Raw genomic sequence first — 10,086 nt, forward strand, 5'->3', positions numbered from 1 at the left:
GGAGAAGGACGCGGGGAACGTCCGGGAAGCTCTAAGGTCTACGGCATGAGCGACGGCTGGCCGGAGGGCTGGACACGCAAGGAGGGCGACCGCGTGGCTCGCAGCAGGCACCACTCCGTTCGGGCGGAGCACCACCAGCCCGCGGCCTACGGCCGGGAACGCTACGGCGAGTCCTACGACCCGTACGACGACCCGTACGCCGGCGACCAGCTCCGCGGCGCGGGGCGGTACGACCAGGGCGACCCGTACGGCGGGCCACCGCCCCGGCGCCGCCGGCGGCGCCGCGGCGGGCGGGTGTTCGGCGCGATCGCGGTCGTCCTGCTGCTGGTCCTGGCCGGCGGGTACTTCTACCTCGACTCGCGGCTGAAGCGGGAGTCCGTGCTCGTCGACTACCCCGGCCGCGTCGCCGACACCCCCGGCACGAACTGGCTGATCGTCGGCTCCGACAGCCGCGAGGGCCTGTCGAAGGCGGACCAGCGCAGGCTGCGGACGGGGTTCGCGTCGGGACGGCGCACCGACTCGATGATGCTGCTGCACTACGGCTCCGGCGGGACGTCCCTCATCAGCCTCCCGCGCGACTCCTACGTCCCGATCCCCGGCAAGGGCCGCAACAAGCTGAACGCGGCGTTCGCGTTCGGCGGGCCGAAGCTGCTCGTCCAGACCGTCGAGCAGGCCACCGGGATCCGCATCGACCACTACGCCGAGATCGGCTTCAACGGCTTCGTCGGGGTGGTCGACGCCATCGGCGGCGTGGACATGTGCGTCAAGGAGGACATCAAGGACCCGAAGGCGGGCCTGAACCTCAAGGCCGGCTGCCAGACGCTGGACGGCGCCCAGGCGCTCGGCTACGTGCGGACGCGCGCCTACGCCCGCGCCGACCTGCAGCGGGTGGAGAACCAGCAGCAGTTCTTCGGCGCGCTGATGAAGAAGGCCGCCAGTCCCGGGACGCTGCTCAACCCGTTCCGCAGCGTCCCGCTCGCCATGAACTCCACCAGCAACTTCCTGGTGGACGACGGCGACCACCTGCACGACCTGGCGCGCATGATGTGGGCGATGAAGGGCGTCAGCGGCGGCGACGGCGTGTCCACGACGGTCCCGATCGGCGGCAGCGGAAGCGCCGCGGGCGTCGGCTCGTACATCACCTGGGACCGGGCCAAGGCGACCAGGCTCTTCGACGCGATCAAGCAGGACCAGCCGATCCCGCAGGACGTCGTCCAGAAGAAGTAGCGCTCCGGCGCGGTCCGGGGCCAACGGGACCTGACCGGCTCTTTGCGCGCCGTTGATCTCTGATGGGGCGGCACTGGGAAACACTCTCGGTAGTCATCTGACCGCAGAGGGTGGTTGCAGTGAACAAGAAGCACATGAAGATCGCCGGCATCGCGTTCGGGGTGTGGTACGTCATCAGCCGACCCGAGGGCGCGGCGAGGCTCGTCAACAACGCCCTGGGCGGGCTCGGTACCGCCGCCGAGTCGTTGTCGCAGTTCATGAGCGCCATCCCGAGCTGACGGACGGCTCCCTGGCCCCGTACCCCGCGCGGTACGGGGCTTCTTCGCGCGCGGCCACCAAGCGGTTGCCCCGACGGGACAGTAAAATCGCGCTTTGCGGCCAGACGCGCCGGGGCACAATTGGATCGGGTCAGTTGTGTCGCTGCGCTACAACCAGGGACGGCGTACGGATGAAGAAGAACCTCCGCTATGTGGCGATCGCGTTCGTCATCTTCTACTTGCTGAGTTCGCCCACGGACGCGGCCAACGTGGTCAACAACGCTTTCAGCCAGCTCGGTGAGGCGGGCAGCCAGCTCGCGGCGTTCGTGAACGCCTTGGGCACCTGAGGCCGCGCCGCCGCCGGACCCGTCCGGCGGCGGCCGGAAGATCGTGAGGACGTGGCCGGTCACGGGGGGTGATCTCCTAGGATCGGCCTCATGTCTGTTTTTGACGTAGAGATCGACGGCCTGCGGGGCGGACCCGCGGACCTCGGCCAGTACCGGGGCAAGGCCGTGCTCATTGTCAACGTCGCCTCCAAGTGCGGCCTCACCCCGCAGTACTCCGGCCTGGAGCGGCTGCAGGAGAGGTACGCGGAGCGCGGCTTCACCGTCCTCGGGGTGCCCTGCAACCAGTTCATGGGGCAGGAGCCCGGCACGGCGGACGAGATCGCCGAGTTCTGCTCGGCGACCTACGGCGTCACGTTCCCGATGACCGAGAAGGTCGAGGTCAACGGCGACGGGCGCCACCCGCTCTACCGGGGCCTCGTCGGCACCGCCGACGCCGAGGGCCACACCGGCGACATCCGGTGGAACTTCGAGAAGTTCCTGATCGCCCCCGACGGCACGGTCGCGGCGCGCTTCGCGCCGCAGGCCGAGCCCGAGGCGGCCGAGGTCGTCACCGCCATCGAGGAGAACCTGCCGGCCTGAGCCGGCGGCGCGCCCTCCCGTCCGGAGGGCGCGTCCGGCGGTGTGAATCGCGCCACATCGCGCACCGGGGTTGTCCGCTATTCAAGTGCGCGTCTAGTTTGTGTAGCCGCGATATGACGTGTTGGCCGCGATACGACGTGGAGGTGCCCGATGCGCGGGTGGACGGCAGGCGACATCCCCGACCAGCGGGGCCGGCGGGTGATCGTCACCGGCGCCAACAGCGGCATCGGCTACCACACCGCGCTGCAGCTCGCCCGGCACGGCGCGTCCGTCGTGCTGGCCTGCCGGAGCGCCGAGCGCGGCCAGACGGCCTTCGACCGGATCAGGGCCGCCGCGCCGGACGCCGACGTCACCCTCGCCTCCCTCGACCTCGCCGACCTGGCGTCGGTCCGCGCGTTCGCGGAGCGGTACGGCGACGCGCCCCTCGACATCCTGGTCAACAACGCCGGGGTGATGGCCATCCCGCATCGCACGACCGCCGACGGCTTCGAGATGCAGTTCGGCACCAACCACCTCGGGCACTTCGCCCTCACCGGCCTCCTGCTGCCCGCGCTGCGCTCCGCCGAGGCGCCCCGCGTGGTCTCGGTGACGTCGGGGTTCGCGTGGTCCGGGCGGCTGGACTTCGACGACCTGCAGGGCGAGCGCCGCTACCGCAAGTGGAACGCCTACGCCCAGTCCAAGCTCGCCAACCTGGTGTTCGCGCGGGAGCTGGACCGCCGCGTCCCCGAGGTGACCAGCGTCGCCGCGCATCCCGGTTACGCCGCGACCAACCTCCAGCAGACCGGTCCCAGGATGCAGGGCAGCAAGCTCATGGAGAAGGCCACCGGCCTGGGCAACGCCGTGGTCGCCCAGTCCGCCGCCGCGGGCGCCCTGCCGTCCCTCTACGCCGCCACCGCCCCGGACGTCCACGGCGGCGCCTGCTACGGCCCCCGCATCCTCCAGTTCCGCGGTGCCCCCATCGAGGTGGTCACGCCCCCGCGGGCGAACCGCCCGGAGCAGGCCGCGCGCCTCTGGGACGTCTCCGAGACCCTCACCGGCGTCGCCTACGCGACCGCCGCGCCCTAAGACACCGCGCCCTCGGCCGCCGCGCCCTCGGACACCGGGCGCAGCCCCCGCGTCGCCTGGGCCAGGGTCGCCGCGATGACCGCCTCGGCGTCGCCGGGCGTCCGCTGCGCGATGCGCGCCGCCGCGTCGACCATCCCCTGGATCAGCTCGGCGCGCAGCGCGGCGTCGGCGACGCCCGCCTCCTCCAGCGCGGCGACGAGCGGCCGCAGCAGCTGCGCGTGCCCCGTCCGGATGCGCTCCAGGGCCGGTTCGGCGAGCGCGTGCTCGGCAAGCGCGACCGCGGCGGCGTGCCGCCCGTCGGTCATGACGCCGAGCTGCACCCGGACGTAGGCCCCGACCTTGCCCTCCAGGTCGCCGGGACCGTCCAGGGCCTCCTCGACGAGGGACGCCCACCGCGGCAGCTCAGCCTCGACGATCGCCGCGACCAGATCGTCCTTCGACCGGAAGTACTCGTACAGGCCCGGCCGCGACAGCCCGACGCGCCGCGCCAGCTCCGCCAGCGACAGCGCCTCGATGCCCTCCTCGGCCACGAGGGTGCGCGCCGCGTCGAGCAGCGTCCGCAACTGCCGCGCGCGGTGCTCCGCGACGGTCGGCTCACTGATCTTCGGCACGCCACCATCCTACGTACCCGGACTACCCACAGGTAGGTCGCCGGGGCCGCGCCGCCGTCAAGGGGCGCGGGTGATGTCCCAGTCGAGGGTGGCCGGGATCGCGCCCTCAAGGGTGAGGAGCCAGCGCTTCACCTCGACCCCGGAGCCGCCGCTGTAGCCGCCGAGGCCGTTCGAGGCGACCACCCGGTGGCAGGGCACGATCAGCGGGATCGGGTTGGACCCCATCACCTGCCCGATGACCTGCGCGTGGAGGCCCGTGCCGCTGCGGTCGCCGAGCTCGCCGTAGGTGACGACCTGCCCGTACCGGACCGACTCGTAGAGCGTCCCCAGCACCTGCCGCTGGACGTCGGAGGTCAGGCGCCAGTCGATCGGGACCTCGAAGTCCTTCAGATCGCCCGCGAAGTAGTCGCGGAGGCCGGACAGGACCGGCGCCAGCCGCCCCGGGGCCTCCACCACGGGCAGGCCCGCGGCCTTCGCGGTGCGGGCGCGGTTCGCGGGCGTGTCGCGGAAGTGCAGCGACACGACCCCCGCCTCGGTCTCGGCGACGAGCAGGCGGCCGAGCACGGTCTCGACCGTGCCGAACGCGAGTGTCTCGGTCATGCTCGCTCCTTCCGGTGTCTCCAGCGTCCCCGGGGTCAGTACCAGTCGCATGGGTCAACACCAAGGGCCGCCATCACGTTGCAAGGGCCCGGTGGAGGCGGGCGGCCTCCGTGACCAGGCGGGTCGAACCGCCCCGGGCGGCGACGTCCGCGACGGCGGGGATCGCCCCCTTCGCCCCCGTGGCCTCGGCCGCGCGGGTCGCCAGGGTGAGCAGGGCCGGGGCGCCGGCCGCGGCGGACTCGCCGGGGCCGGGGAGGAGGTGCGGCAGGGCGGCTGCGAGCGTCGCCCAGACGTCGGCGCCCGCACCGGCGTCGGCCGCCTCCGTCAGTGCCCGCACGATGCGCGGCAGAGGGGCGCCGTCGAGGACGTGGAGCCTGCTGAGGGCCGTGCCGGTATCGGGCGCGGGGAGGGCGCCCCGGGCGCTGAGGACCAGGAACGCCCCGACGGCGTCGGCGCGCACCCCGTCGTGCGGGCTCGTCAGCGCGAGGGCGAGGAGCGTCGCGGTCGCCGGGCCCGCGGGGCCGTCCGCCTCCGCCACGTCGTTCATGACGGGGCCCAGCCCCCAGTCGAAGTCGGCGGTTCCCGCGATGTGGGGGAGGAGGTGGGCGGCGGCGACCTCGCGGTGCGACGGCAGGACCGACGGCCAGAAGCCGCTGAGCCCGTCGAAGCGCAGCGGCGGGAAGTACGTCCGGCGCCCCTCGGGAAGGGTGCACAGGTAGGCGATATCGGGGTCGGCGGCCGCGTCCGGCGTGGACGAGACACGGATCGCCAGGCGCTCCGCGATGCCGCGCCAGCCGCCGGGCGCCGGGTCGGCCTTGCCGAGTTCGCACTCCACGGCCGGGTCGCCGAGCCCTCCCCGGGCGAGCCAGGACGCCGCGGTCCGGCCGGCCTTGGACGTCAGCGCCTTCGCGCGGGCCGCGGCGGACGGGTCGGTCTCCCGGGGCAGGCGGAGCAGCGCCTGCAGCAGGTCGGACCGCGCCGGCTCGACCCCGGCCTCCGCCAGCCGTTCGAGCCGGTCCAGCAGGACGTCCGGGGCGACGTGGCCGCCGCCCTCGGTCGGAGTCGCGAGCAGCAGCGGCACCCGGCCCAAAGCGGACCCGGTCTCGCGCATGCGCCAGAGAAGGAAGCGCTCCATCAGCGGTATGCGGGTGCCCGCGGGCTCTTCGTCCCAGCTCTGGAACGCGGAACGGAGCCTGGCCCCCGGCGACCGGCCCGAGCCGGTGGCGAACAGGCTGCGGACGGCGGACTGGACCCAGTCGTTCCCCATCCAGACGCGGGTGTGCCGGTCGACCTCGGGCGCCGCGAGCCACGGCGCGATGTCGGAGACGGGACCGCGCAGGGCCTCGCGGACCGCGGCGGAGTCGGCGTACGCGAACTCGACCAGCGCGGCGAGGAACCGCTCGACGGACCGCCACTCCTGGGCGGCGCGCATGTGGACGGTGAATTCCTCGGCGATTTCGGCGAGCGAGCCGATCGGCGCGGGCCACTCGCGCGGGACGAAGGGCGGCGGCTCCGGGACGGGTTCGGGTTCCGCCGGGGCGGCGGTCCCGCCGAACGCCTCGGCGATCGCCGCGCGGAGCTCGGCGGGGAGGGCGGCGGCCGCGTCCCGGACCTCCGCGCGGGCGGGCTCGCCGGCCCGCGCGGCGTGCTTCACCGCGATCTTGACGGCGCGCTCCCGCAGGTCGAGGGCCTCGGAGCGGAAGGCCGCGGTGAGCGCGGTGACCGTGGCGTCGACCCGGTCGCGCTTGCGGGCCGTCCGGTCCAGCCAGGTCAGCGCGCCGCGCAGGAACTTGCGCTCGGGACGGAACAGCAGCGCCCCCACCGCCTCCTCGAAGAGCGCGGCGTCGAGCGCGCCCAGGTCGTCGGCCTGGCGGACCGTCCGCAGCGCCAGGTCGGCGACGGTCGAGGGCGCGACGGGCAGCAGCCGGACGTAGTCCCGCACGCGGGCGACGGCCTCGTCGGCGGTGGGCTCCAGCCCGTTGTGCAGGCGGACGAACCAGCGCAGCTCGTGCGGCCTCCCGCCGCGGAGGAACCGGCCGACGCACCCGTCGAGGAGCGGCTCCCGCTCGATCCGGCCGTCGCGGGCGAGGGACACCAGGGCGCCGATCCACGTCTGCTCGTTCCAGGTGGCCGCGTCCGCCCGGGTCGCGTCCTCGGCGAGGAGGGCGCCCACCCCGTCCACCTCGAAGAGCCTGGGGAGGAGCGGGACCAGGAACGGATCCCCGGCCAGTCCGCCCGGGCGGCCGCCCTCGGCCGCCCAGCCTGCGACGAACCCGTCCGACTCCGGGGGCGGTGCACCGGCGGACCTGGTCAGGGCAGCCGAGAGATGCCACAGGAACCACGTGTCCCCGGAAACGCGTATCCGGGCGGCGACGCGGCGGCCGACCTCCGCGCGCCACGCGTCCGGGCGGCCCGCCGTCACCGCGCACAGCGCCGCGCAGAGGCCGGCGAACCCGTCCTGCGCCCACCAGAGCCGCAGCTCCCGCCGGCACAGCCAGGCCGCCGCGGCCGCCGGGCCGCCGATCGTGCCCGCCCCGGCCAGCAGCAGGGGCTCCTGCGCCTCCCAGCCCAGGAACCCGAACTGGGAGCCGGACCGCATCGCCTTCAGCGCGCCCGGCAGCTCCTTGGCGACCTCGCGCCGCCCCGGCTCGTCCAGCGCGGTGACGAGGCCGACCATCCGGTCCCGGTCGCCGGCGTCGATCGCCTTCCGCACGTCGTCCCACGCGCTCATCGGGCGGCCTCCGCCCCTGCGGCGCCTGCATGACGGGCGGCCGCGGCGCCCTCGCGGCGGACGATGCCCGCGGCGAGGACGTGCTTGCACGGCCCCCGTTCCCCGCGATGGTCGTACCACCACGGGCACGTGCACGTCGCGTGCCCCTCCATGAAGCGGACCCTGCGCTCCTGCTCGTTGCTCAGCACGACCGCCGTGTCGCCGGACGCGAGCCGCACGGCCCCGGCCTCCACGAGCGCCCGCGCCGCGCGCAGCCGCGGGTTGAGGTCGGCGACCCGCGCCGGGTCGTAGGGGAGTTCGCGGTGGAAGTACGCGGCCTCCGCGGTGTCGAAGCCGACGCGGCCGGACGTGCCCAGCTGGGTCAGCGCCGCCTTCGTCCTGGCCGGGGTGAGGCCGGAGCGCTCGGCGAGCAGGTCGGGTTCGACCCGCGGCTCGAAGGACAGCAGCGCGCCGATCAGGTCGGCGTCCGCCGCGGCCTCGTCGGTGGAGAGGGCGTCCAGCACGGCGCCCTCCCCGGAGAAGCCCCGCCCGTGGCCGGGCGACAGCGTCAGGACGTACCGCATCCCGGGCAGCTCCAGTTCCCAGACGCTCGACACCGGCCCGCTCTGGGCCCCGGCGGTCGGCCCGTAGACGCGCAGGGCCGTGGCGAAGCGGAGCAGCGGCAGCATCGTCCGCAGGCGGTCGGGACCGGCCAGGCACACCGCGCCGGGGGACGGGCGGGAGGTGAGCCGCAGCGTCCGCCCCGCGGGCACGGCCCACAGCGCGCCGCGCGGCGCGCGGGGCATCGAGCGCAGGAAGCGCACGGCGTCCGCCGCGGCCAGCTCGCCGCGCGGATCGAACCCGGCCGTGAGCACCTGGACCTCGGCGAAACCCCGGAGCCACCGGTCGGGCAGCGGCACCTTCTTCTCCACGACCGCGCCGTCCATCGTGGTCACGGCCAGTTCGTCGGCGCCGACCGCCAGGTGCAGCGGATCGGAGCCGCCCACGTGGGCGAGGGCCTCGCGCAGCGGGCCGTTCACGTCCACGTTGGTCGTGCCCCGGTCGTGGACCTCACCGTCCATCGCGGCCTCCAGCACGTCCAGCCGGGCGTACACGCCGCCGCACGCGGAGAACGACTCCATCCGCAGCCGGTCGCCGTTGCACGTGACGACCGGGTCGCGGAAGGCGCTCGGCCGCGGCTGGAAGTACCGGGTCCTAGCGACGTCCGCCAGCCCGAGCAGCGCCGCCGCGGCCGGCGCGGGCCGGGTGAGGACGCCGCTGAAGAAGTGCGGGTGCGCCCGCGGCCCGCCGCTCGTCGTCCCGCCGGAGGTGGAGAGGCCGAGGAGCCCCCCGTCCAGTCCGGACGGCCGCGTGTAGGTGTACGACTGCGCGGCCCCTGCCGCCGCTGTGCTGCTCGCCATGCGGTGAAGGTAGAGGCGGCCGCCGACAAATCATGTCGGAACGGAGGATCCCGCCGTCCGGGCGTCGGGCGGGGTCGTGGCCGGACCCGGCCGGAGCGGGGGTAGGCTCGGTGACGTGCGACGGTTCTTCACCCCGGGCTGGCTCGCGCTGCACACCCTGGCGATCGTGCTGTGCGGCGCGTTCCTCGCCTTCGGCTGGTGGCAGTTCGACCGCGCCCAGAGCGGCAACGACCGCAGCTGGGCCTACACCTTCGAGTGGCCGATCTTCGCGCTGTTCGTGGTCGTGATGTGGATCAAGATGATCCGCGACGAGCGCAGCGGCGCCGCCCCGGCCCCCAAGGTGATCGAGGAGCCCGCGGAGGCCGAGGTCAAGCAGGAGATCATCCGGCAGCAGGAGGACGAGGACCCGGCCCTCGCCGCCTACAACCGGTACCTCGCGCGGCTCAACTCGCAGGGCGGCGGGCGCCGCTGACCCGGCCGCGCCGGGACGCTCCCGGGCGGGCCGCCGACGAAAGGTGTGATCTGTGGAAGGCGCGGTGACCAGGTACCGGATCCTGGCCATGGTGGTCGGCACGCTGCTCGTGCTGCTGACGATCGGCATGGTGCTGAAGTACGGTCCGACCGACATGCCGGAGATGGTGGGCATCGTCTCGCCCATCCACGGCTTCTTCTACATGGTCTACCTGGTGGGCGCCTACGACCTGTGGCGGCGCACCGGCTGGCCGCTGAGCAAGATGGTGCTGATCGTCCTCGGCGGCGTCGTGCCCCTGATGACCTTCTTCGTCGAACGCCGCATCGTGCAAGAGGCGCGCGCGCTGCCCGCCGCGGAGGCCGGCGCGAGCGCCTGACCCGTCCGCCCGGCCCTGGGCTGCCGCGGTGTGCCGCGTCCGCCGCGCCCGTGAGGCCGCGCGGCTTCGGCCACCGCACGCCGAGCCGAGAGCCCGTGGCATCGGCGTCGGCGTCGTCCACGGGCAGGTTGGGCCTGCAGGTGTGAACCGGGCCCGTGGCGTTGCACGGGCCCGGCTCCGCGGTCATCCCTGCAGTGACCGCGCCGGCGGCCGGGACGGGGGTCGGACGGAGTTCCGGCCGCCTGGGGTGTTCATCGGCGGAATGCCGGTTCTGCTTCGGGTCGCCTCTCACCTCCTTTCCGTTCGCGCCGGGCGGCGTGCCCGCCCGGTGCCCGGGGGAGAGCGCCTGCGCGGCGCCCCGGTGTCCGGGGCCGGGCCGGCGGCACGGCTCGGGTGATGCCGCCGGCCCGGCCGGTGGGGG

Annotated in this window: 11 protein-coding genes; 7 read left to right on the forward strand and 4 right to left on the reverse strand. The window is 74.4% G+C overall.

The genetic code is table 11. From position 1 onward, the window contains the following. Window positions 1–45 precede the first annotated feature (45 nt). From E1200_RS02745 to E1200_RS02755, 5 genes are all read left to right on the forward strand, one after another. Window positions 46–1,227, forward strand: a complete 1,182-nt coding sequence (locus E1200_RS02745; protein ID WP_131950157.1) for an LCP family protein — start codon at window positions 46–48, stop codon at window positions 1,225–1,227. Window positions 1,228–1,346: 119 nt separating this feature from the next. Further along, a complete protein-coding gene (locus tag E1200_RS33505) occupies window positions 1,347–1,505 on the forward strand; it encodes a hypothetical protein (RefSeq protein ID WP_165950175.1) in 159 nt (52 codons plus the stop codon). A gap of 170 nt (window positions 1,506–1,675) precedes the next feature. Beyond that, window positions 1,676–1,831, forward strand: a complete 156-nt coding sequence (locus E1200_RS33510) for a hypothetical protein (RefSeq protein ID WP_165950176.1) — start codon at window positions 1,676–1,678, stop codon at window positions 1,829–1,831. Window positions 1,832–1,921: 90 nt separating this feature from the next. Continuing rightward, window positions 1,922–2,410, forward strand: a complete 489-nt coding sequence (locus tag E1200_RS02750) for a glutathione peroxidase (protein WP_131950158.1) — start codon at window positions 1,922–1,924, stop codon at window positions 2,408–2,410. A 150-nt stretch (window positions 2,411–2,560) separates the two neighbouring features. Then, a complete protein-coding gene (locus E1200_RS02755) occupies window positions 2,561–3,475 on the forward strand; it encodes an oxidoreductase (RefSeq protein WP_131950159.1) in 915 nt (304 codons plus the stop codon). On the opposite strand, the gene E1200_RS02760 is transcribed toward E1200_RS02755, so the two are convergent. The 4 genes from E1200_RS02760 to E1200_RS02775 all read right to left on the reverse strand — a co-directional run bounded on the left by E1200_RS02760 (window position 3,472) and on the right by E1200_RS02775 (window position 8,817). After that, window positions 3,472–4,086, reverse strand: coding sequence for a TetR/AcrR family transcriptional regulator (locus tag E1200_RS02760; protein ID WP_131950160.1), 615 nt, complete (start codon window positions 4,084–4,086; stop codon window positions 3,472–3,474). The genes E1200_RS02755 and E1200_RS02760 overlap by 4 nt on opposite strands. A gap of 57 nt (window positions 4,087–4,143) precedes the next feature. After that, window positions 4,144–4,686, reverse strand: a complete 543-nt coding sequence (locus E1200_RS02765) for a methylated-DNA--[protein]-cysteine S-methyltransferase (RefSeq protein ID WP_131950161.1) — start codon at window positions 4,684–4,686, stop codon at window positions 4,144–4,146. Between the two features lie 73 nt (window positions 4,687–4,759). Beyond that, on the reverse strand, window positions 4,760–7,417 hold the full coding sequence (locus E1200_RS02770) for a DUF6493 family protein (RefSeq protein ID WP_131950162.1): 2,658 nt from the start codon (window positions 7,415–7,417) through the stop codon (window positions 4,760–4,762). Further along, the gene (locus tag E1200_RS02775) at window positions 7,414–8,817 is read right to left on the reverse strand and encodes an SWIM zinc finger family protein (protein ID WP_131950163.1); all 1,404 of its coding nucleotides are present in this window, start codon (window positions 8,815–8,817) and stop codon (window positions 7,414–7,416) included. Before E1200_RS02775 ends, E1200_RS02770 begins: the two co-directional genes overlap by 4 nt. Window positions 8,818–8,932: 115 nt before the next feature. Between E1200_RS02775 and E1200_RS02780 the strand changes: the two genes are divergently transcribed. Both E1200_RS02780 and E1200_RS02785 read left to right on the forward strand, forming a co-directional pair. Further along, entirely contained in the window at window positions 8,933–9,289 is a 357-nt protein-coding gene (locus tag E1200_RS02780; RefSeq protein WP_131950164.1) for a hypothetical protein, read from the forward strand. Between the two features lie 52 nt (window positions 9,290–9,341). Further along, window positions 9,342–9,665 (forward strand): DUF3817 domain-containing protein, encoded by a 324-nt coding sequence (locus E1200_RS02785; protein ID WP_131950165.1) that lies wholly within the window; start codon window positions 9,342–9,344, stop codon window positions 9,663–9,665. The last annotated feature ends 421 nt before the right edge of the window (window positions 9,666–10,086 follow it).

It is taken from the genome of Actinomadura sp. GC306 (assembly GCF_004348665.1).
Taxonomy (GTDB): domain Bacteria; phylum Actinomycetota; class Actinomycetes; order Streptosporangiales; family Streptosporangiaceae; genus Spirillospora.

What these genes read in the sequence shown, in the direction of transcription:
- E1200_RS02745 (WP_131950157.1), top strand. Translation starts at nt 46, where the DNA reads ATGAGCGACGGCTGGCCGGAGGGCTGGACACGCAAGGAGGGCGACCGC.
- E1200_RS33510 (WP_165950176.1), top strand. Translation starts at nt 1,676, where the DNA reads ATGAAGAAGAACCTCCGCTATGTGGCGATCGCGTTCGTCATCTTCTAC.
- E1200_RS02750 (WP_131950158.1), top strand. Translation starts at nt 1,922, where the DNA reads ATGTCTGTTTTTGACGTAGAGATCGACGGCCTGCGGGGCGGACCCGCG.
- E1200_RS02755 (WP_131950159.1), top strand. Translation starts at nt 2,561, where the DNA reads ATGCGCGGGTGGACGGCAGGCGACATCCCCGACCAGCGGGGCCGGCGG.
- E1200_RS02765 (WP_131950161.1), bottom strand. Translation starts at nt 4,686, where the DNA reads ATGACCGAGACACTCGCGTTCGGCACGGTCGAGACCGTGCTCGGCCGC.
- E1200_RS02770 (WP_131950162.1), bottom strand. Translation starts at nt 7,417, where the DNA reads ATGAGCGCGTGGGACGACGTGCGGAAGGCGATCGACGCCGGCGACCGG.
- E1200_RS02775 (WP_131950163.1), bottom strand. Translation starts at nt 8,817, where the DNA reads ATGGCGAGCAGCACAGCGGCGGCAGGGGCCGCGCAGTCGTACACCTAC.